This window comes from Pseudomonas sp. NLJ1, assembly GCF_049486705.1.
In the GTDB taxonomy this organism is placed as follows: Bacteria; Pseudomonadota; Gammaproteobacteria; order Pseudomonadales; family Pseudomonadaceae; genus Aquipseudomonas; species Aquipseudomonas inefficax.
Window position 1 is genome coordinate 991,369 of the sequence record NZ_CP137735.1, and the last position, 20,298, is coordinate 1,011,666.

Annotated in this window: 20 protein-coding genes and 1 pseudogene; 17 read left to right on the top strand and 4 right to left on the bottom strand. The window is 63.9% G+C overall.

What is annotated here, in order from left to right:
• Positions 1-112: 112 nt before the first annotated feature.
• Positions 113-805 (bottom strand): alpha/beta family hydrolase, encoded by a 693-nt coding sequence (locus R9B85_RS04395; protein ID WP_112253018.1) that lies wholly within the window; start codon positions 803-805, stop codon positions 113-115.
• Between the two features lie 50 nt (positions 806-855).
• On the opposite strand from R9B85_RS04395, the gene ccoN (R9B85_RS04400) reads away from it, so the two are divergent.
• From ccoN (R9B85_RS04400) to R9B85_RS04475, 16 genes are all read left to right on the top strand, one after another.
• Positions 856-2,280: a cytochrome-c oxidase, cbb3-type subunit I gene (ccoN, locus tag R9B85_RS04400; RefSeq protein ID WP_207878121.1), complete on the top strand. Its 1,425-nt coding sequence runs from the start codon at positions 856-858 to the stop codon at positions 2,278-2,280.
• Between the two features lie 13 nt (positions 2,281-2,293).
• Entirely contained in the window at positions 2,294-2,902 is a 609-nt protein-coding gene (ccoO, locus tag R9B85_RS04405; RefSeq protein ID WP_112253019.1) for a cytochrome-c oxidase, cbb3-type subunit II, read from the top strand.
• Positions 2,903-2,907: 5 nt separating this feature from the next.
• Positions 2,908-3,102 carry a cbb3-type cytochrome oxidase subunit 3 gene (locus R9B85_RS04410; RefSeq protein WP_087499892.1) on the top strand — a complete coding sequence of 65 codons (195 nt, stop codon included), beginning with the start codon at positions 2,908-2,910 and terminating at the stop codon, positions 3,100-3,102.
• Positions 3,099-4,040, top strand: coding sequence for a cytochrome-c oxidase, cbb3-type subunit III (gene ccoP / locus R9B85_RS04415; protein ID WP_112253020.1), 942 nt, complete (start codon positions 3,099-3,101; stop codon positions 4,038-4,040). Before R9B85_RS04410 ends, ccoP (R9B85_RS04415) begins: the two co-directional genes overlap by 4 nt.
• A gap of 460 nt (positions 4,041-4,500) precedes the next feature.
• Positions 4,501-5,943, top strand: a complete 1,443-nt coding sequence (gene ccoN, locus R9B85_RS04420) for a cytochrome-c oxidase, cbb3-type subunit I (RefSeq protein WP_114170175.1) — start codon at positions 4,501-4,503, stop codon at positions 5,941-5,943.
• On the top strand, positions 5,943-6,551 hold the full coding sequence (gene ccoO, locus R9B85_RS04425) for a cytochrome-c oxidase, cbb3-type subunit II (RefSeq protein ID WP_112253022.1): 609 nt from the start codon (positions 5,943-5,945) through the stop codon (positions 6,549-6,551). Before ccoN (R9B85_RS04420) ends, ccoO (R9B85_RS04425) begins: the two co-directional genes overlap by 1 nt.
• Before the next feature lie 5 nt (positions 6,552-6,556).
• Positions 6,557-6,748 (top strand): CcoQ/FixQ family Cbb3-type cytochrome c oxidase assembly chaperone, encoded by a 192-nt coding sequence (locus tag R9B85_RS04430; RefSeq protein WP_003259925.1) that lies wholly within the window; start codon positions 6,557-6,559, stop codon positions 6,746-6,748.
• Positions 6,745-7,722: a cytochrome-c oxidase, cbb3-type subunit III gene (gene ccoP / locus R9B85_RS04435; RefSeq protein ID WP_112253023.1), complete on the top strand. Its 978-nt coding sequence runs from the start codon at positions 6,745-6,747 to the stop codon at positions 7,720-7,722. Before R9B85_RS04430 ends, ccoP (R9B85_RS04435) begins: the two co-directional genes overlap by 4 nt.
• Before the next feature lie 320 nt (positions 7,723-8,042).
• The gene (gene ccoG / locus R9B85_RS04440) at positions 8,043-9,458 is read left to right on the top strand and encodes a cytochrome c oxidase accessory protein CcoG (RefSeq protein WP_313855765.1); all 1,416 of its coding nucleotides are present in this window, start codon (positions 8,043-8,045) and stop codon (positions 9,456-9,458) included.
• A 15-nt stretch (positions 9,459-9,473) separates the two neighbouring features.
• Positions 9,474-9,998: a FixH family protein gene (locus R9B85_RS04445; protein WP_075045875.1), complete on the top strand. Its 525-nt coding sequence runs from the start codon at positions 9,474-9,476 to the stop codon at positions 9,996-9,998.
• Positions 9,999-10,147: 149 nt separating this feature from the next.
• Positions 10,148-12,622, top strand: a complete 2,475-nt coding sequence (locus R9B85_RS04450; protein ID WP_375149509.1) for a heavy metal translocating P-type ATPase — start codon at positions 10,148-10,150, stop codon at positions 12,620-12,622.
• A complete protein-coding gene (ccoS, locus tag R9B85_RS04455) occupies positions 12,601-12,816 on the top strand; it encodes a cbb3-type cytochrome oxidase assembly protein CcoS (protein WP_207878123.1) in 216 nt (71 codons plus the stop codon). The genes R9B85_RS04450 and ccoS overlap by 22 nt, the downstream gene beginning before the upstream one ends.
• Positions 12,809-13,492, top strand: a complete 684-nt coding sequence (locus R9B85_RS04460) for a sulfite exporter TauE/SafE family protein (RefSeq protein ID WP_112253027.1) — start codon at positions 12,809-12,811, stop codon at positions 13,490-13,492. Before ccoS ends, R9B85_RS04460 begins: the two co-directional genes overlap by 8 nt.
• A 157-nt stretch (positions 13,493-13,649) precedes the next feature.
• A complete protein-coding gene (gene hemN / locus R9B85_RS04465) occupies positions 13,650-15,032 on the top strand; it encodes an oxygen-independent coproporphyrinogen III oxidase (RefSeq protein ID WP_112253028.1) in 1,383 nt (460 codons plus the stop codon).
• A 184-nt stretch (positions 15,033-15,216) separates the two neighbouring features.
• Complete coding sequence (gene fnrA, locus R9B85_RS04470) at positions 15,217-15,951, top strand: Crp/Fnr family transcriptional regulator FnrA (protein WP_015271145.1); 735 nt, start codon at positions 15,217-15,219, stop codon at positions 15,949-15,951.
• A gap of 55 nt (positions 15,952-16,006) precedes the next feature.
• Positions 16,007-16,555 carry an adenine phosphoribosyltransferase gene (locus R9B85_RS04475; protein ID WP_054573138.1) on the top strand — a complete coding sequence of 183 codons (549 nt, stop codon included), beginning with the start codon at positions 16,007-16,009 and terminating at the stop codon, positions 16,553-16,555.
• A gap of 141 nt (positions 16,556-16,696) precedes the next feature.
• Here the strand turns inward: R9B85_RS04475 and recR are convergent, their stop codons facing one another.
• From recR to dnaX, 3 genes are all read right to left on the bottom strand, one after another.
• A complete protein-coding gene (gene recR / locus R9B85_RS04480) occupies positions 16,697-17,299 on the bottom strand; it encodes a recombination mediator RecR (RefSeq protein WP_051101044.1) in 603 nt (200 codons plus the stop codon).
• 183 nt (positions 17,300-17,482) lie between these two features.
• Positions 17,483-17,818, bottom strand: coding sequence for a YbaB/EbfC family nucleoid-associated protein (locus R9B85_RS04485; RefSeq protein WP_003259671.1), 336 nt, complete (start codon positions 17,816-17,818; stop codon positions 17,483-17,485).
• A 63-nt stretch (positions 17,819-17,881) separates the two neighbouring features.
• Positions 17,882-19,960: a DNA polymerase III subunit gamma/tau gene (gene dnaX, locus R9B85_RS04490; RefSeq protein WP_313855777.1), complete on the bottom strand. Its 2,079-nt coding sequence runs from the start codon at positions 19,958-19,960 to the stop codon at positions 17,882-17,884.
• A 123-nt stretch (positions 19,961-20,083) separates the two neighbouring features.
• Here dnaX and R9B85_RS04495 point away from each other — a divergent pair.
• Positions 20,084-20,287, top strand: a pseudogene (locus R9B85_RS04495) (amino acid ABC transporter substrate-binding protein); the annotation flags it as partial.
• Positions 20,288-20,298 lie beyond the last annotated feature (11 nt).

A 20,298-nucleotide genomic window follows, 5' to 3' on the forward strand; every position in this document is an offset into this window, starting at 1 on the left:
GCAGTAGCCTGTTTCGGCCTCTTCGCGGGTAAACCCGCTCCCACAGGTACTGCACAGCTTTCAGCCTTGTTGTGAACCTGTGGGAGCGGGTTCACCCGCGAAGAATCCAGCACTATCGCGACAGGAATGCCGCAACCTTTTCGGCCGCCGCCTGCAAATGCTGCTCATGGCTGAACCCCGAGGCCTTCAGCGGCTTCAGGTCATGATCCCCCGCCACCAGCCAGCTCACCTCGATCGCCGGCGATAACGCATACCCTGCCACCGCCTCGCGGTTACCCAGCGCATCGCGCTCGCCCTGCACGATCAACGTCGGCGTCTGTAACTCCGCCAGGTGCTCGACTCGTGGCTTCTCCGGTTTGCCCACCGCATAGAACGGATAGCCCAGGCACACCAGTGCATCCGCCCCCAACTCGTCGGCCAGCAGGCTGGCCATGCGGCCGCCCATGGACTTGCCTCCCACCGCCAGCTTGCCCGCGACCAAAGGTCGCACCTGCCGGTACACCTCGCGCCAGCATTCCAGCAACACCTTCTGCGGGTTTGGCGGCCGCTTGCCGCCGGAAACCCTGCGCTCGGCCATGTACGGGAACTCGAAGCGCACTACCCCTACCCCAAGCGCCGCAAGCCTTTGCGCCATTTCGTCCATGAAGCCGCTGTCCATCGGCGCGCCTGCGCCGTGGGCCAGGATCAGGCAGCCCCTGTAACCGCCATTGCCCCGAACGTGCGGGGGATCGCAGCGCAAGCCTGGGACATTTCCGACCTTCGCCCATTGATCCCCGTCAATACCGGCACTTTGCCCATTAATCATGCTTGCCTCGCTGTAAAGCCTGCCAAATAACCGTGGATGGGAACCCATACATGAACACAACCAGCAGTACCGCCTATAACTACAAGGTGGTCCGCCAATTCGCCATCATGACGGTGGTGTGGGGAATCGTCGGGATGGGGCTCGGCGTCTTCATCGCCGCCCAGCTCGCCTGGCCTTCCCTCAACTTCGACCTCCCCTGGACCAGCTTCGGCCGCCTGCGTCCCCTGCATACCAATGCGGTGATCTTCGCCTTCGGCGGCTGTGCGCTGTTCGCCACCTCCTATTATTCGGTGCAACGCACCTGCCAGACCACCCTGTTCGCACCGGGCCTGGCCGCGTTCACCTTCTGGGGCTGGCAACTGGTGATCCTGCTGGCGGCCATCAGCCTGCCGCTGGGCTACACCAGCTCCAAGGAATACGCCGAACTGGAATGGCCGATCGACATCCTGATCACCATCGTCTGGGTGAGCTACGCCATCGTGTTCTTCGGCACGCTGATGAAGCGCAACACCAAGCACATCTACGTCGGTAACTGGTTCTTCGGCGGGTTCATCCTCACCGTGGCGATGCTGCACATCGTCAACAACCTGGAACTGCCAGTCAGCATGACCAAGTCGTACTCGATCTACGCCGGCGCTACCGACGCCATGGTGCAGTGGTGGTACGGGCACAACGCGGTGGGCTTCTTCCTGACCGCGGGCTTCCTTGGGATGATGTACTACTACGTGCCCAAGCAGGCCGAACGCCCGGTGTATTCCTATCGCCTGTCGATCGTGCACTTCTGGGCGCTGATCACCCTGTACATCTGGGCCGGCCCACACCACCTGCACTACACCGCCCTGCCCGATTGGGCGCAGTCGCTGGGCATGGTGATGTCGCTGATCCTGCTGGCACCAAGCTGGGGCGGCATGATCAACGGCATGATGACCCTGTCCGGCGCCTGGCACAAACTGCGCAGCGACCCGATCCTGCGCTTCCTCGTGGTGTCGCTGGCGTTCTACGGCATGTCCACCTTCGAAGGCCCGATGATGGCCATCAAGACGGTCAACGCCCTGTCCCACTACACCGACTGGACCATCGGCCACGTGCACGCCGGCGCCCTCGGCTGGGTGGCGATGATCTCGATCGGTGCGCTGTACCACACCATCCCGAAAGTGTTCGGCAAGGAGCGCATGTACAGCATCGGCCTGATCAACGCGCACTTCTGGCTGGCTACCATCGGTACGGTGCTGTACATCGCCTCGATGTGGGTCAACGGCATCGCCCAGGGCCTGATGTGGCGCGCGGTCAACAGCGACGGCACGCTCACCTACTCGTTCGTGGAAACCCTGGTGGCCAGCCACCCAGGCTTCATCGTGCGCTTCGTCGGCGGTGCGATCTTCCTCAGCGGCATGTTCCTGATGGCCTGGAACACCTGGCGCACCGTGCGTTCGCCGGCGCTCGATGTCGCCCCTGCGAACGCCCAGCTGGCTTGAGGAGACCTGCCTGATGAAACATGAAGTCATCGAGAAAAACGTCGGCCTGCTGGCCCTGCTGATGGTGTTTGCCGTCAGTATCGGCGGCCTGACCCAGATCGTCCCGCTGTTCTTCCAGGACGTCACCAACAAGCCGGTGGAAGGCATGAAGCCTTACACCGCGCTGCAGCTGGAAGGCCGCGACATCTACATCCGCGAAGGCTGCGTGGGCTGCCACTCGCAGATGATCCGCCCGTTCCGCGCCGAAACCGAGCGCTATGGCCACTACTCGGTGGCTGGTGAAAGCGTGTGGGACCACCCGTTCCTGTGGGGCTCCAAGCGCACCGGGCCAGACCTGGCCCGGGTCGGCGGCCGCTACTCGGACGACTGGCACCGTGCACACCTGTACAACCCGCGCAACGTGGTGCCGGAATCGAAGATGCCGTCGTACCCATGGCTGGTCGCCCAGCAGGTCGACAACAGCCATACCGACACCAAGATGCGCACCTTGCGCACCCTCGGTGTGCCGTACAGCGACGACGACATCGCCGGAGCCCGCGACGCGGTCAAGGGCAAGACCGAGATGGACGCCCTGGTCGCCTACCTGCAGGTGCTCGGCACCGCGATCAAGAACAAGAGGTGAATGCGATGGGAATGGACATCGGCATGATCCGCGGCCTGGGTACCCTGGTGGTGATGATCGCCTTCATCGGCCTCACCCTGTGGGTATTCAACCGCCGCCGCGACCATGATTTCGCCGAAGCGCGCCTGCTGCCCTTCGTCGACGACCGCCTGCCGTCTGCCGGACAGGAACCTGCTGCAAAAAGGAGTAACGGGCAATGACCACCTTCTGGAGTACGTACATCTGCGTACTGACCATTGGTAGCCTGGTTGGCCTGACCTGGCTGCTGCTCGCCACCCGCAAGGGCCAGAGCAACAACACCACCGACCAGACCATGGGCCACAGCTTCGACGGCATCGAGGAATACGACAACCCGCTGCCCAAGTGGTGGTTCTGGCTGTTCGTCGGCACCCTGGTGTTCTCGGTCGGCTACCTGATCCTCTACCCGGGCCTGGGCAACTGGAAGGGCATCTTGCCGGGCTATGAAAATGGCTGGACCGGCGCCAACGAATGGCAGAAGGAAATGGACAAGGCCGACGCAAAATTCGGCCCGATCTTCGCAAAGTATGCTGCCATGCCCGTGGAAGAAGTGGCCAAGGACCCGCAGGCGCTGAAGATGGGCAGCCGCCTGTTCGCCTCCAACTGCTCGGTGTGCCACGGCTCGGATGCCAAGGGTGCCTTTGGCTTCCCAAACCTCACCGACAAGGACTGGCGCTGGGGTGGTGAAGCGGAAACCATCAAGGCTTCGATCCTGAACGGCCGCCATGGCGTGATGCCGGCCTGGGCTGAGGTGATTGGCGAGCAGGGCGTGGCCGATGTGGCTGCGTTCGTGCTGACCAGCATGGACGGCCGCAGCCTGCCGGAAGGCGCCAAGGCCGACCCGGCCAAGGGCAAGGAGATCTTCGCCGGCAACTGCGTGGCCTGCCACGGGCCTGAAGGCAAGGGCACTCCGGCCATGGGCGCGCCAGACCTGACCCACCCGCAGGCGTTCATCTACGGGTCGAGCTTTGCCCAGCTGCAGCAGACCATTCGCTATGGTCGCCAGGGTCAGATGCCGGCGCAGGCGGAGATCCAGGGCAACGACAAGGTGCACCTGCTGGCGGCATATGTGTATAGCCTGTCGCAGGATGGTGCTGCTGAAACCGTGACTGCCAAGTAATACCGCCAAGGGGCCGCTTTGCGGCCCTATCGCGACACAAGGCCGCTCCTACAAGGGACCGCGTACTCCCTGTAGGAGCGGCCTTGTGTCGCGACGGGCTGCAAAGCAGCCCCATTCCCACCTTGCCCCCGCTCTACCCTCCCTTGCACCCCCTCCGAACACAACTAAGCTTGTTGCCTCAGTGGGCCTCGCTCCGAAAGGACCGAAGCAGACACGGCGCGTAGCCTGTCGCCGTCCCGATAAAAAGCTTGACCGATCGATCAGAAAAAGGCGAAAAACGGTACACATTACAAATATTTATTTGTGTACAATCGTCCAGACCCGATCGCTGCGGGACATCAGTGAACGGGCTCGGGCACGGGTCGGCGTACCAAAGTTGCGTTGCAGTAACCCTGATGGTTATCAATACTGGCGCCGATTTTTCGACCAACAAGAACATCAAAACCGTGGAACCTTAGCAATGAGCACAGCAATCAGTCCGACTGCTTATAACTATAAGGTCGTCCGCCAGTTCGCCATCATGACGGTGGTCTGGGGGATCCTTGGCATGGGCCTCGGCGTCTTCATCGCCTCGCAGCTGGTATGGCCGCAACTGAACCTGGACCTGCCCTGGACCAGCTTCGGCCGCCTGCGCCCGCTGCACACCAACCTGGTGATCTTCGCCTTCGGGGGCTGTGCGCTGTTTGGCACCAGCTACTACGTGGTGCAGCGCACCTGCCAGACCCGGCTGATATCAGACAGCATGGCCGCCTTCACCTTCTGGGGTTGGCAGGCGGTGATCGTCGGGGCGCTGATCACCCTGCCGATGGGCTACACCACCACCAAGGAATACGCCGAGCTCGAGTGGCCGCTGGCGATCCTGCTGGCCATCGTCTGGGTCACCTACGGGCTGGTGTTCTTCGGCACCATCGTCAAGCGCAAGACCAAGCACATCTATGTCGGCAACTGGTTCTACGGCGCCTTCATCGTGGTTACCGCGATGCTGCACATCGTCAACCACATCTCGCTGCCGGTAAGCCTGTTCAAGTCGTACTCGGCCTACTCCGGCGCTACCGATGCGATGATCCAGTGGTGGTACGGCCACAACGCCGTGGGCTTCTTCCTCACCACCGGCTTCCTGGGGATGATGTACTACTTCGTACCCAAGCAGGCCGAACGCCCGATCTACTCGTATCGCCTGTCGATCGTGCACTTCTGGGCGCTGATCACTCTGTACATCTGGGCCGGCCCGCACCACCTGCACTACACCGCGCTGCCTGACTGGGCACAGTCGCTGGGCATGGTGATGTCGATCATCCTGCTGGCACCAAGCTGGGGCGGCATGATCAACGGCATGATGACCCTGTCCGGTGCCTGGCACAAACTGCGCACCGACCCGATCCTGCGCTTCCTGGTGGTGTCGCTGGCGTTCTACGGCATGTCCACCTTCGAAGGCCCGATGATGGCCATCAAGACCGTGAACTCGCTGTCGCACTACACCGACTGGACCATCGGCCACGTTCACGCCGGCGCCCTCGGCTGGGTAGCGATGATCTCGATCGGCGCCGTGTACCACATGATCCCGCGCCTGTATGGCCGCGAGCAGATGCACAGCGTCGGCCTGATCAACGCGCACTTCTGGCTGGCCACCATCGGTACCGTGCTGTACATCGCCTCGATGTGGGTAAACGGCATCACCCAGGGCCTGATGTGGCGCGCCATCAACGATGACGGCACCCTCACCTACTCCTTCGTCGAAGCCCTGCAAGCCAGCCACCCTGGCTATATCGTCCGCGCCCTGGGCGGTGCGTTCTTCGCCAGCGGCATGCTGCTGATGGCCTACAACGTGTTCCGCACCGTACGTGCCGCCAACCCGGCACAGGCTGAGGAAGCCGCCAAGATCGTCGTCGTGGGAGCGCACTGATGAAGCATGAAGCCGTCGAGAAGAACATAGGCCTGCTGGCCTTCTTCATGGTCATCGCCGTGAGCGTCGGTGGCCTGACCCAGATCGTCCCGCTGTTTTTCCAGGACGTCACCAACAAGCCCGTGGAAGGCATGAAGCCGCGCACCGCGCTGGAACTCGAGGGCCGCGATATCTACATCCGCGAAGGCTGCGTGGGCTGCCACTCGCAGATGATCCGCCCGTTCCGTGCCGAAACCGAGCGCTATGGCCACTACTCGGTGGCCGGTGAAAGCGTGTGGGACCACCCGTTCCTGTGGGGCTCCAAGCGTACCGGGCCGGACCTGGCCCGGGTCGGTGGCCGCTACTCCGATGACTGGCACCGTGCGCACCTGTACAACCCGCGCAACGTGGTACCGGAATCGAAGATGCCGTCCTACCCGTGGCTGGTCGAGCACAAGCTCGATGGCAAGGACACCGCGAAGAAGATGGAAGTGCTGCGCACCCTCGGTGTGCCGTACACCGACGCCGACATCGCCGGGGCCAGCGACGCGGTCAAGGGCAAGACCGAAATGGACGCCATCGTCGCGTACCTCCAGGGTCTTGGCACCATCATCAAGAGCAAACGGTGACGCTGATGGATATCGGGATGATTCGCGGCCTGGGCACCGTCGTGGTGATGGTGGCATTCGTGGGCCTGGCGCTGTGGGTGTTCAACCCACGGCGCAAGAAGGACTTCGACGAAGCGACCCAACTGCCCTTCGCGGATGACCCCGAAGCCAGCCGGCACGTCGAGCAAGCAAAAGCTTCTGGGAGCAAAAAACAATGACAACCTTCTGGAGTCTGTACGTTACCGTCCTGACCCTGGGCACCATCTTCTCGTTGACCTGGCTGCTGCTGTCGACCCGCAAGGGCCAGCGCGAAGAGGTCACCGACGAAACCGTCGGGCATGCCTTCGATGGCATCGAGGAATACGACAACCCGCTGCCGAAATGGTGGTTCTGGCTGTTCGTCGGCACCATCGTCTTCGCCCTCGGCTACCTGGTGCTGTACCCAGGCCTGGGCAACTGGAAAGGCGTCCTGCCGGGCTACTCGTACCTGGATAACGACAAGCAGACCGAGTTCTCCAACGGCCAGCCAGGCTGGACCGGCGTGCATGAGTGGGAAAAGGAAATGGCCAAGGCCGACGCCCGCTTCGGGCCGATCTTCGCCAAGTTCGCCGCCATGCCAATCGAAGAAGTGGCCAAGGACCCGCAGGCACTGAAGATGGGCGCGCGGCTGTTTGCCTCGAACTGCTCGGTTTGCCACGGCTCCGACGCCAAGGGCGCCTTCGGCTTCCCCAACCTCACCGACAACGACTGGCGCTGGGGCGGCGAGCCGGACACCATCAAGACCACCATCATGGGCGGCCGCCACGGCGTGATGCCGGCCTGGGCCGAGGTGATCGGTGACCAGGGCGTGGCCGATGTGGCCGCGTTCGTGGTCAGCAAGCTCGATGGCCGTACGCTGCCAGAGGGCGTGAAGGCCGATGCCGAGAACGGGCAGAAGATCTTCGCCGCCAACTGCGTGGCCTGTCACGGGCCTGAGGGCAAGGGTACGCCGGCAATGGGCGCACCGAACCTGACCCACCCGCAGGCGTTCATCTACGGTTCAAGCTTTGCCCAGTTGCAGCAGACCATCCGCTACGGTCGCCAGGGACAGATGCCGGCCCAGGAGCAGCTGCAAGGTAATGACAAGGTGCACTTGCTGGCTGCGTATGTGTACAGCCTGTCGCAGCAGGCTGAGCCGGCCAAGGCCGAGTAAGCAGGCCCGGCCTCTTCGCGGGTAAACCCGCTCCCACAGGTACTGCGCTTGCCTCAGGACCTGTGCGATCCCTGTGGGAGCGGGTTCACCCGCGAAGAGGCCAGCAAAGACACAGCATTTCTCTCAGGGAAATGACCTGGATCAATTGACACCCGCCATAACACGATTCATACCACGAACCCAACGCGACTAAAGGTCGCAGTGCAGCCCCATACTGCCATCAGCGGCGTATCATGGGCCGCAGAGCGCTAGCAGATTGCGCGAGACTGCGGCCGGCACGCACTGGCTGCGGCGTTTCTCCACTGCCGTGGGACTTGATGATGAGCAAGCAAATTCCGGTACATGACGTCACCCCGCCTGCCAACAAAGGGAAGGATTCCGTCGACCTCTACGCCTCCCGGGAAAAGATCTACACCCGTGCCTTCACCGGCCTGTTCCGACGCCTGCGCATGGTCGGCGGGGCTGTGCTGTTCCTGCTGTACTTCGGCACCGTGTGGCTGAACTGGGGCGGCCACCAGGCCGTGTGGTGGAACCTGCCCGAGCGCAAGTTCTACATCTTCGGCGCCACCATCTGGCCGCAAGACTTCATCCTGCTTTCGGGCATCCTCATCGTGGCCGCCTTCGGCCTGTTCTTCATCACCGTGTTCGCCGGCCGCGTGTGGTGCGGCTACACCTGCCCGCAAAGCGTGTGGACATGGATTTTCATGTGGTGCGAAAAGGTCACCGAGGGCGACCGCAACCAGCGCATGAAGCTCGACAAAGCCCCCATGAGCGGCAACAAGTTCCTGCGCAAGTTCGCCAAGCACAGCCTGTGGCTGCTGATCGGTTTCGTCACCGGCATGACCTTCGTCGGTTATTTCTCGCCGATCCGTGAACTGGCCACCGAATTCTTCACAGGCCAGGCGGACGGCTGGGCCTACTTCTGGGTCGGCTTCTTCACCCTCGCCACCTACGGCAACGCCGGCTGGCTGCGCGAGCAGGTATGCGTGTACATGTGCCCCTATGCGCGCTTCCAGAGCGTGATGTTCGACAAGGACACGCTGATCGTTTCCTACGACCCGCGCCGTGGCGAAACCCGCGGCCCGCGTAAAAAGGACCTGGACTACAAGGCCGCGGGCCTGGGTGACTGCATCGACTGCACCATGTGCGTGCAAGTCTGCCCCACCGGCATCGACATCCGTGACGGCCTGCAGATCGAGTGCATCGGCTGCGCCGCGTGCATCGACGCCTGCGACAACATCATGGACAAGATGAACTACCCCAGGGGGCTGATCAGCTACACCACCGAGCACAACCTTTCCGGGCAGAAGACCCACCTGCTGCGCCCGCGCCTGATCGGCTATGCCCTGGTACTGCTGGTGATGATCGTCGGCCTGGCCACCGCCTTCGCCACCCGTTCGCTGGTCGGTTTCGACGTGAGCAAGGACCGCGTGCTGTACCGCGAGAACGCCCAGGGCCGGATCGAGAACGTGTACAGCCTGAAGGTGATGAACAAGGACCAGCGTGACCACGTCTACGTGCTGGACGCCACCGGCCTGCCGGACCTGAAGCTTGAAGGCCAGCGCGAGATCCGCGTGGACGCTGGTGATATCGTCAGCCTGCCGGTGCAGCTGTCGATCGCGCCCGAGAAACTGCCGTCGACCACCAACGAAATCACCTTCATCCTCAAGAGCGCCGATGACAGCGACGCCCAGGTTGAAGCCAAGAGCCGCTTCATCGGCCCACAGATCCGCTAAGAGAGATAACCCACAATGCCTGCCACCGCCGCCAGCCCCTGGTACAAGCACCTCTGGCCCTGGATCATCATCGGCATCCTCGCCACCTCGGTGTGCCTGAGCCTGACCATGGTCAGCATCGCCGTGCACAACCCGGACAACCTGGTGAACGACAACTACTACGAGGCAGGCAAGGGCATCAACCGCTCGCTGGACCGGGAACTGCTGGCACAGACGCTGGGCCTGAAGGCCGGCGTGCACCTGGACGAGCTGACCGGCGAAGTGGACGTGCGCCTGGCCGGCAACAGCGACCCGCAGAGCCTGGAGCTGAACCTGATATCGCCAACCCAGCCGGAGAAAGACCGCAAGGTGCTGCTGAGCCGGGTCGAGGCTGGGCGCTATGTGGGGCAGCTGGAAGACAAGGTTGACGGGCGTCGCTTCGTCGAGCTGCTGGGCAGCGAAGGTGGCCAGGTTTGGCGCTTGTTCGAGGAGGAGAAAGTGGAGCATGGTGTGACCTTGCAGCTGGGTGATGAAGCCTTGCAAGGTGCCGAGCACCAATAAACGCACCTCCGCCGCGCCCTGTGGGAGCGGGTTCACCCGCGAATGCGTCAGATCAGGCGATGATGTTTTCAGGTCTGACGCATTCGCGGGTAAACCCGCTCCCACAGGTGCCTTGCCCAGCCGGCCGATATGTTTAAGGCAACGATGTGATGACCCAACCCACCCCCTGCTACCACTGCGCCCTGCCCGTCCCCGCCGGCAGCCGCTTCACCGCCGTGGTTCTCGGCCAGCCCCGGCAGTTCTGCTGCCCCGGCTGCCAGGCGGTGGCCGAATCGATCGTTGCCGGTGGCCTGGAGCACTACTACCAGCACCGCAGCGACAACAGCGCCAACCCCGAGGCCCTGCCCAAGCAGCTCCAGGACGAACTGGCCCTCTACGACCGCAGCGACGTACAGCAAACCTTCGTTCGCCATGCTGGCGACCTGGCCGAAACCACCCTGCTGGTCGAAGGCATCAGCTGCGCCGCCTGCGGCTGGCTGATCGAAAAGCACCTGCGCAACCTGCCCGGCGTCGCCGAGGCGCGCCTGAACCTGTCCAACCACCGCCTGCTGCTGAACTGGGATGACAAGCAACTGCCGCTCTCGCGCCTGCTCGCCGAGCTGCGCCAGATCGGCTACGCCGCACACCCCTATCAGCCCGACCAGGCCGCCGAGCAACTGGCCCGCGAGAACCGCAGCGCCCTGCGCCGCCTGGGCGTGGCCGGGCTGCTGTGGTTCCAGGCAATGATGGCAACCATGGCCACCTGGCCGGAATTCAACATCGACCTGTCGCCCGAGCTGCACACCATCCTGCGCTGGGTGGCGCTGTTCCTGACCATCCCCATCGTGTTCTACAGCTGCGCTCCGTTCTTCAAGGGCGCGGCACGCGACCTGCGTACCCGCCACCTGACCATGGACGTTTCGGTGTCACTGGCCATTGGCCTGGCCTTCGGCGCCGGCATCTGGACCGCTATCACCGGCAGCGGCGAGCTGTATTTCGACACCGTGGGCATGTTCGCGCTGTTCCTGCTCACTGGCCGTTACCTGGAGCGCCGCGCCCGCGAACGCACCGCTGCGGCCACTGCGCAGCTGGTGAACCTGCTGCCGGCCTCGTGCCTGCGCCTGGATGCTATCGGCCGCAGCGAACGCATCCTGCTCAGCGAACTGCAGTGCGGTGACACGGTACAGGTGCTGCCAGGCGCGGTAATCCCCGCCGACGGGCGCATCGTCGAAGGCCGCTCCAGCGTCGATGAGTCTTTACTGACCGGTGAATACCTGCCGCAGCCGCGGCAGGTCGGCGAGCGGGTCACCGGCGGTACCCTGAACGTTGAAAGCACCCTGAACGTGGCAGTCGAAGCCCTCGGCCACGACTCGCGGCTGTCGGCCATCGTCCGCCTGCTGGAGCGCGCCCAGACCGAAAAACCACGCCTGGCCGAAATCGCCGACCGGGCCTCGCAGTGGTTCCTGCTGTTCTCGCTGCTGGCCGCCGCGGCCATCGGCCTGTGGTGGTGGTACCTGGACCCGGCGCGGGCGTTCTGGATCGTGCTGGCCATGCTGGTAGCGACCTGCCCTTGCGCGCTGTCCCTGGCCACACCGACGGCGCTGACCGCGGCCACCGGCACCTTGCACAAGCTCGGCCTGCTGGTGACCCGTGGTCATGTACTGGAAGGCCTGAACCAGATCGACACGGTGATTTTCGACAAGACCGGCACGCTGACCGAAGGCCGCCTGACCTTGCGCAGCATTCGCCCGCTCGGCAGCCTGCCCGCCGAGCGCTGCCTGGCCCTGGCTGCAGCGCTGGAGAACCGCTCCGAACACCCCATCGCCCGTGCCTTCGGCCGTACCGCCACGCCTGCTGACGATGTGCAGACCATACCGGGCCTGGGCCTGGAAGGGCTGGTCGAAGGCCAGCGCCTGCGTATTGGCCAGGCCACCTTCGTCTGCGCCCTGAGCGGCGCGGAAATCCCCGGCGTCCCAGAGCCGCGCGGCCAGTGGCTGCTGCTGGGCGACCGCCAAGGCCCGCTGGCCTGGTTCGGCCTTGACGACCGCCTGCGCGACGATGCCCCAGCCCTGCTGGCGGCCTGCAAGGCCAGGGGCTGGCGCACGCTGTTGCTGTCTGGCGACAGCTCGCCGATGGTTGCTGAAGTAGCTGCGCAGTTGGGCATCGATCAGGCCATCGGTGGCCTGCGCCCGGACGACAAACTGGACCGGCTGAAGGCGCTGCAGGCCGCCGGGTGCAAGGTGCTGATGCTGGGTGACGGGGTCAATGACGTGCCGGTTCTGGCCGCCGCCGACATCAGCATCGCCATGGGCAGCGCCACCGACCTGGCCAAGACCAGCGCCGACGCCGTGCTGCTGTCCAACCGCCTGCAGGCGCTGGTACAGGCCTTCGAGCTGGCCCGCCGGACCCGCCGCAACATCGTCGAGAACCTGCTGTGGGCGACCCTGTATAATGGCCTGATGTTGCCGTTCGCCGCGCTTGGCTGGATCACTCCGGTCTGGGCGGCCATCGGCATGTCGGTAAGTTCACTGATCGTGGTACTCAACGCCCTGCGCCTGACCCGCCTGCCCCTGGCATCGGGCTTGCCAGCGAACGAAGCGCCCTTGCCCGCGAGGAAGTCGCCATGCCCGCCCTCTATGTCATGATCCCCGCGGCCCTGCTGTTGGTCGGCGTGGCCGTGTACATCTTCTTCTGGGCGGTGGACAGCGGCCAGTACGACGACCTGGAAAGCCCTGCCCACAGCATCCTGTTCGACGACCAGGACCCGCGCCACCAGGCGGCGGTGAAGCCTGACGACAACCAGGCCGAGACCGACAAGGAAGCCCCGCCCCGTGCCTGACCTGCTGCCCCTGCTGGGCTCGGCGTTGATCCTCGGCCTGCTCGGCGGTGGCCACTGCCTGGGCATGTGCGGCGGCCTGATGGGTGCGCTGACCCTTGCCATACCGCCCGAACAACGTGGCCGGCGCTTGCGCCTGCTGCTGGCCTACAACCTTGGGCGCATTCTCAGTTATGCCTGTGCCGGCCTGCTGCTGGGCCTGGCCGGCTGGGCCGTGGCCAGCAGCCCGGCGGCCCTGGGGCTGCGCGTGGTGGCGGCGCTGCTGTTGATCGCCATGGGGTTGTACCTGGCCGGCTGGTGGAGCGGGCTGACCCGCATCGAGGCGCTGGGCCGGGGGCTGTGGCGGCATATCCAGCCGGTGGCATCCCGCTTGCTGCCAGTGTCCAGCCTGCCCCGGGCGTTGTTGCTGGGGGCCTTGTGGGGGTGGTTGCCATGCGGGCTGGTGTACAGCACCTTGCTGTGGGCGGCCAGCCAGGGCAATGCCGGGTACAGCGCGGCGCTGATGCTGGCGTTCGGTGTGGGAACCTGGCCAGTGCTGCTGGCTACCGGCTTGGCTGCGGAACGGGTAAACATTTTGTTGAAACGGCGCAGTGTGCGAGTGGCTGGCGGGGTGCTGGTGATGCTGTTTGGTATCTGGACGCTGCCTGGGCCGCATCAGCATTGGTTGATGGGGCATTGATTGGGGGCCGCCGTGCGGCCCTTCGCGGGCATGCCCGCTCCCACAGGGCCCTGCGAACGGCTGATAGCAGCCCCAATGCCCTTGATACAAATCAACACAGATTCCTACAGACGGCCATAGACTCCGGGCACTGCTGCTCTTTCCGGGGACCGCCCTCATGCTCGACGACCTACGTTGGGATACCGACCTGATCCGCCGCTACGATCTCGCCGGGCCACGCTACACCTCCTACCCGACTGCCGTGCAACTGCACAGCGAAGTGGGCTCGTTCGACCTGCTCCACGCCCTGCGCGAGAGCCGTCGGGCCGCGCGCCCGCTGTCGCTGTACGTACACGTGCCGTTCTGCGCCAACATCTGCTACTACTGCGCCTGCAACAAGGTCATTACCAAGGACCGCGCCCGCGCGGCGCCCTACCTGCAGCGCCTGGAGCAGGAAATCCAGCTGATCGCCTGTCACCTCGACCCTAAACAGCGTGTTGAACAGCTACATTTTGGCGGCGGCACACCAACCTTCCTCAGCCATGTGGAACTGCGCCAGCTGATGGCCACCCTGCGTCAGCACTTCCACCTGCTGGATGACGACTCCGGCGACTATGGCATCGAGATCGACCCGCGCGAAGCGGACTGGTCGACCATGGGCCTGCTCCGCGAGCTGGGCTTCAACCGCGTCAGCCTGGGCGTGCAGGACCTCGACCCGGCCGTGCAGCGCGCGGTCAACCGCCTGCAGAGCCTGGAGCAGACGCGCACCCTGATCGAAGCCGCGCGCACCCTGCAGTTCCGCTCGATCAACCTCGACCTGATCTACGGCCTGCCCAAGCAGACCCCGGAAGGCTTTGCCCGCACCGTCGAAGAAGTGATCCGCCTGCAACCCGACCGCCTGTCGGTGTTCAACTACGCCCACCTGCCCGAGCGCTTCATGCCGCAACGGCGCATCGACAGCAACGACCTGCCCAGCGCGGCCGCCAAGCTGGAGATGCTGCACGCCACTATCGACCAGCTGACCGCAGCCGGCTACCGCTACATCGGCATGGACCACTTCGCCCTGCCCGACGACGAGCTGGCCATCGCCCAGGAAGAAGGCACCCTGCAGCGCAACTTCCAGGGCTACACCACCCATGGGCACTGCGACCTGATCGGCCTGGGCGTGTCGGCTATCAGCCAGATCGGCGACCTGTACTGCCAGAACAGCAGCGACCTCAACACCTATCAGGACAGCCTGTCCAACGGCCAGCTGGCCACCCAGCGCGGCTTGCTGTGCAACCACGACGACCGCATCCGCCGGGCGGTGATCCAGCAGCTGATCTGCCATTTCGAGCTGGATTTCGAGCCGATCGAACAGGCCTTCACCATCGATTTCCGCGGTTACTTCAACGACCTCTGGCCAGAACTGCTGACCTTGCAGCGCGACGGCCTGATCCGCCTGGACGACAAAGGCATCCGCATCCTGCCTGCGGGCCGCCTGCTGGCGCGCTCGGTGTGCATGGTGTTCGACGCCTACCTGGCGATGCACAACCGCCAGCGCTTTTCGCGGGTGATCTGAAACCGAGTCGTTCAACCGCATGGACAAGTTTCCTTGCCAGGCACACTATGGGCACAGCGAAGGCCCTGGCGCACACCCGCCAGGGCCTGGCCCGCTCGCACCACAACAGCGCACGCTGGCCTACAACCTACGCCGTGAGTTACCCTTACGTCTTATGTGTGCTTTCCCACAAGGATCGATGAAAATGTCCGAGCCAGTCAAACTGCGCCCACACAACCAGGCCCATTGCAAGGACTGCAGCCTGGCCCCCCTGTGCCTGCCCCTGTCGCTCAACCTGGAAGACATGGATGCACTGGATGAAATCGTCAAGCGTGGGCGACCGCTGAAAAAAGGCGAGTTCCTGTTCCGCCAAGGTGACAATTTCGGCTCGGTCTACGCAGTACGTTCCGGCGCCCTGAAAACCTTCAGCCTCAGCGACAGCGGCGAAGAGCAGATCACCGGCTTCCACCTGCCCAGCGAACTGGTCGGCCTGTCGGGCATGGACACCGAGGCCTACCCGGTGTCGGCCCAGGCCCAGGAAACCACTTCGGTGTGTGAAATCCCGTTTGAGCGCCTCGACGAACTGTCGGTGCAGCTGCCGCAGCTACGCCGCCAGCTGATGCGGGTAATGAGCCGGGAAATCCGCGACGACCAGCAAATGATGCTGCTGCTGTCGAAAAAGACCGCCGACGAACGTATTGCCACCTTCCTGGTCAACCTGTCGGCTCGCTTCCGCGCCCGCGGCTATTCGGCCAACCAGTTCCGCCTGAGCATGTCGCGCAACGAAATCGGCAACTACCTGGGCCTGGCGGTGGAAACCGTATCGCGGGTGTTCACCCGCTTCCAGCAAAATGGCCTTATTCGTGCCGAAGGCAAGGAAGTGCACATTCTCGACCCGATCCAGCTGTGCGCGCTGGCCGGTGGCGCAATGGAGGCCTGAGGCCGGCGTTTAGCGGGTATACTTGGGCATTCGTTTTCCCAGGATACCCGCAACAATGCACAGCGACGCCTTCGACCTCAAAGCCCTGATCCGCCCGGTAGTGGACTTCCCCAAACCGGGCGTGATCTTCCGCGATATCACCCCGCTGTTCCAGTCGCCGCGCGGGCTGCGCTATGTGGCCGACCAGTTCATCGAGCGCTATGTCGAAGCCGAGTTCAGCCATATCGGCGCCATGGACGCGCGGGGCTTTCTGATCGGCTCGATCATCGCCCACCAGCTGAACAAGCCACTGATCCTGTTCCGCAAGCAGGGCAAGCTGCCGGCTGACGTGCTGAGCGAGGGTTATCAGACCGAGTATGGCGAAGCCTTCCTGGAGGTGCATGCCGACAGCCTGTGCGAAGGGGATTCGGTGTTGATCTTCGATGATCTGATTGCTACTGGCGGTACGCTGCTGGCAGCGGCCAACCTGGTGCGCCGGACCGGGGCGCAGGTGTTCGAGGCGGCGGCGATCATTGATTTGCCGGAGCTGGAGGGGTCGCGCCGGTTGCAGGCGGCTGGGGTGCCTACCTTCTGCCTGACCGAGTTTTCTCTTAGCGAATACTGAGTTGGGTTTTGGGGCTGCTCTGCAGCCCATCGCGACACAAGGCCGCTCCTACAGAGACCGCGCCGCATTCAAGTCTGCGCGGTCCCTGTAGGAGCGGCCTTGTGTCGCGATGGGCCGCAAAGCGGCCCCAACAGTTCTCAATCAGAGCGAAATCGGCCGCCGCCCGGCAAAGGCATGCGCCAAGGTCCCACCATCCACCAGCTCCAACTCGCCACCCAGCGGCACGCCATGGGCAATCCGCGACGCCACCAGGCCCTTCTCGCTCAGCAACTGGGCAATGTAATGCGCCGTCGCCTCCCCTTCCACCGTCGGGTTGGTCGCCAGGATCACCTCGGTGAAGGTGCCCTGCTCCTCGATCCGCGCCATCAGCTGCGGAATCCCGATCGCCTCCGGCCCCAGCCCGTCCAGCGGTGACAAGTGGCCCTTGAGCACGAAGTAGCGGCCACGGTAACCGGTCTGCTCCACTGCATACACATCGGTCGGCCCTTCGACCACGCACAATTGGGTATCGTCACGGCGCGGGTCGGCACATTGCGGGCACAACTCCTGCTCGGTCAGGGTGCGGCACTGACGGCAATGCCCAACCCCTTCCATGGCCTGGGTCAAGGCCTGGGCCAGGCGCAGGCCGCCACTGCGGTCACGCTCGAGCAGTTGCAGGGCCATGCGCTGGGCGGTTTTCTGGCCGACACCTGGCAGGATGCGCAGGCCATCGATCAGTTGGCGGATGAGGGGGCTGAAACTCATGTGGAAGGCCTGACAATTCAATAAGAGGCGGTTTATACCCAGCGGGGGCGGCGGCGTCAAATCAGCCTCCAGCCCTGCGCGGTCTGTTTTTCCCACAATAAAAGCAAACCGCGTCGACCGCGAGAGCGCATAAAAAAACCGCCGCTGTCGTCAGCGGCGGTTTTTTCAGTAACGCAAATGCCTTTAGAACGGCATCTTGAAGCCCGGCGGCAGCTGCATGCCGGCGGTCATGCTGCCCATCTTGTCCTGGCTGTTCTGCTCGACCTTGCGCACGGCGTCGTTCAGTGCAGCGGCGATCAGGTCTTCCAGCACTTCCTTGTCGTCTTCATCAGTCGACATCAGGCTCTGGTCGATGCTGACACGCTTGACGTCGTGACGACCGGTCATCACCACGCTCACCAGGCCACCACCGGACTGGCCGGTGACTTCGGCGTTGGCCAGCTCTTCCTGCATCTTCTGCATCTTTTCCTGCATTTGCTGGGCCTGCTTCATCAGGCCGGCCATGCCACCTTTCATCATGGGGAATACCTCGATTGGGTCATGTGATGCGGCCCGGCACCGGGCCGGCCGCATGGTTATCCGTTACTGGCCCTGGTTAACCAGGGCTTCTACAGGCTCAATAGTATCCTGCCGCACCTTGGCGCCGAACAACTTGATCATCTGCTGGATCAACGGATCCTGCTCGATCGAGGTGACTGCGTCCTGCTGGCGCTCGGCGCGTTTGCGCGCCGCCGCCTGCGCCGGGGTTTCCTGCTCGGGCAGGATCAGCTCGATGCGCAGGTTCAGCGTGCGCCCCAGGTGCTGGTTGAGCGCGTCGTTCAGGCGCCGCTGCTGGGTGGCGTTGAACAGCGCCCCCTGGCCAGGGTCCAGGTGCAGCAGCCAGTCGTCGCCATCAGCGGCAATCAACGTGCAGTTTGCCGCGATGTTGCCTGTCATCCCGGACACAGGCAACTGTGGGAATAATTCCAGCCATTGCAAGGCCAGGCCGGTGGCCGGCTTGGCTGCCGGCAGCGGTTCGGCTGCCGGCTTGGGTGCTTCTTCCTGCACATGTTCGGCCAGTTCGTCCAGGTAGCTGAAGCCGACCGGGTCGCTTTCGCCGCCGTAATAGTCTTCGTCCAGTGGCGGCTCATCGTCGCGGTCCATGCCCACGGCGGCATAGGCGGACGGGTCGAAGGGCGGCTCGTCGTCATGTGCCGGGGCGGCAGCTGCCGGCGTGGGCGCAGCGGGCGGTGCAGGAGCCGGTGCAGGCTCGGCCACTACCGGTGCCGCCGCTGGCGCAGGCTCTTCCCATGGCAGGTCAACCACCTCTGCCACCGGTTCTGGTTCTGGTTCTGGCTCAGGTTCACTGACCGGGGCAGGCTCAGCTGCCATCACAGGCTCGACAACCGGCTGCGGTGCTGGCTCGACCGGCGCGAGCGCCTGCACTTGTTGCGTGGCAACCGGTGCAACAGGCTCCACGACAGCAGCGGCCGGCGGCGCCACGGCAACCGCCGGCGCTGCCACCGGTGTTGCAGGATCAGCTGTGGCCTGGCTGATCCCCACTGGCTTTAGTATCGGCTTCGGCGCGTCGTCGGTGTCGGCGGGGCGGAACGCCAGCATGCGCAGCAGTACCATTTCAAAACCGCCGCGCGGGTCTGGCGCAAGTGGCAGGTCACGGCGGCCGATCAGGCCCATCTGGTAATAGAACTGCACATCCTCGGCTGGCAATGCCGAGGCCAGCGCCAGCACCCGCTCACGGTCGCCCTGGCCGTTGTCCACCGCTTCCGGCAGCGCCTGGGCAATGGCCACGCGGTGCAGCACATTGAGCATTTCGGCCAGCACGCCAGCCCAGTCCGGCCCCTGCTCGGCCAGGTCGCGAACGGCCTCCAGCAAGGCCCGGGCATCGCCTTCGAGCAGCGCCTGCAGCACACCATAAACCTGGCCATGATCGAGGCTGCCGAGCATGGCCCGCACATCGGCGGCCAGTACCTTGCCTTCGCCGAAAGCGATGGCCTGGTCGGTCAGGCTCATGGCGTCGCGCATCGAACCATCGGCGGCACGGCCCAGCAGCCACAGGGCATCCGGCTCGAACGGCACGTTCTCGGCAGCCAGCACATGGCTGAGGTGCTCGACCACCCGCTCCGGGCTCATGTTCTTCAGCGAGAACTGCAGGCAGCGCGACAGGATGGTGGCCGGCAGTTTCTGCGGGTCGGTGGTGGCGAGGATGAACTTGACGTAGGGCGGCGGCTCTTCCAGCGTCTTGAGCAAGGCGTTGAACGAGTGGGTCGAGAGCATGTGCACTTCGTCGATCAGGTAGACCTTGAAGCGCCCACGGCTCGGGGCGTACTGCACGTTATCGAGCAGTTCGCGGGTGTCCTCGACCTTGGTGCGGCTGGCGGCGTCGATCTCGATCAGGTCGACGAAACGGCCTTCGTCGATCTCCCGGCACACCGAACAGGTGCCACAGGGCGTGGAGGTGATACCGGTTTCGCAGTTCAGGCACTTGGCGATGATACGGGCGATGGTGGTCTTGCCCACACCCCGCGTACCGGTGAACAGGTAGGCATGGTGCAGGCGCTGGTTGTCCAAGGCATTGATCAAGGCCTTGAGCACATGGGTCTGGCCGACCATTTCGCGGAACGAGCGCGGACGCCATTTACGTGCAAGAACCTGATAACTCATCGAAAAACCATCGTAGCCTGATCGAGCGGAAGATCGCTAATGCTAGCGGAGCGGGGGCAAAATTGCACCCTGCGCAAGTCGTCTAAGCTTTGAAACTGATGTGCCATCCAGGGAGGATTGCCTTTGCGAAGACTGCTGGCCCTGTTGCTGCTGTGGAGCACCTACAGCCAGGCTGAACAGCCCGTGTTGCGTTTTTCTGTCGCCGAAAGCTGGAGCATGCCACTGGTGCGCATCGAAGGCGACCAGCCAGTAGAAGGCTTGCTGTACGACCTGATGCAGGCCTTGGCCAAGGAAGTGGACATCCTCCCCGAATACCAAGCCAGCGCCGGTAACCTCCA